Annotated in this window: 3 protein-coding genes; all 3 read left to right on the top strand. The window is 67.9% G+C overall.

The genetic code is table 11. The features are described from left to right. Positions 1 to 228 (top strand): hypothetical protein (locus HCC78_RS32885; protein ID WP_172332865.1); only part of this gene is annotated, 228 nt, incomplete at its 5' end. 9 nt (positions 229 to 237) lie between these two features. Then, entirely contained in the window at positions 238 to 573 is a 336-nt protein-coding gene (locus HCC78_RS32880; RefSeq protein ID WP_172332864.1) for a head-tail adaptor protein, read from the top strand. Further along, on the top strand, positions 570 to 784 hold a 215-nt coding region (locus HCC78_RS32875), incomplete at its 3' end, for a hypothetical protein (protein ID WP_172332863.1). The genes HCC78_RS32880 and HCC78_RS32875, both read left to right, overlap by 4 nt.

The raw sequence follows: 784 nt of genomic DNA, 5'->3' as shown, positions 1-784 counted from the left end.
GACGTCGTGATCCGCTATCTGGACACGCGGGCCGCCGAGGTCATGGGGCTGGACGAAAACGGCAAGCTGACGGCCGAAAGCGTTGTGCCGGAGGCTGTGAGGCGGGCGGTCGCAATCGTGGTCGGCGACCTTCTGGAAGCCGCAGACGCGCCCAAGCGCGTGCCCGGCGGGCTGCCGTATCAGGCAGAGATGCTGCTCTACCGCTATGCCGACCCGCCCCTGGCCTGAGGACAACCCATGAAGCGCGGAACCTTGAAATACCGGGCCGAGTTCGAGCGGCCCGACCGGGTGCCTGATGGCTATGGCGGCTTCGAAGACCGCTGGATTGCCGAGTTCGGACGGCTTGCTGCGCTGCGCGCGGTCAACCCGGCTAAGGGCGACGAGCGCACCACGGAATCCGGTGAAATGCAGGTCATGGGCCACATGCTGACGGTGCGCGACGACAGCGACACCCGCCGGATCGCATCGAACTGGCGGGTCACCGTCATGGGCCGGACCATGGCGGTGCGGGGCGTCGGCTTCCCGATGAACGGAGAGATCCGCATCAGCGTGCAGGAGGGCGCGGCACAATGAGCAGGCAGACCGGAGGCAAGGCCGCGGCCGCGCGGACGCGGCAGCGCCAGGCGGCGCTCAAGAGCGAGGCCTTGAAGGGCATCGACCGGACCATCACCGCCGTGCACAAGGACGGGCTCGCCAATATCGGCAGCATGACCACGCGCCGCACCGGCAAGCTGCGCAGCTGGTATCGCAAGAGCCTGCGCAAAGCCAAGGTGTCCGGGTTCGT

The organism is Mangrovicoccus sp. HB161399, from assembly GCF_013184745.1.
Lineage (GTDB): Bacteria > Pseudomonadota > Alphaproteobacteria > Rhodobacterales > Rhodobacteraceae > Mangrovicoccus.
This window is presented reverse-complemented; position numbering and strand designations above follow the sequence as displayed.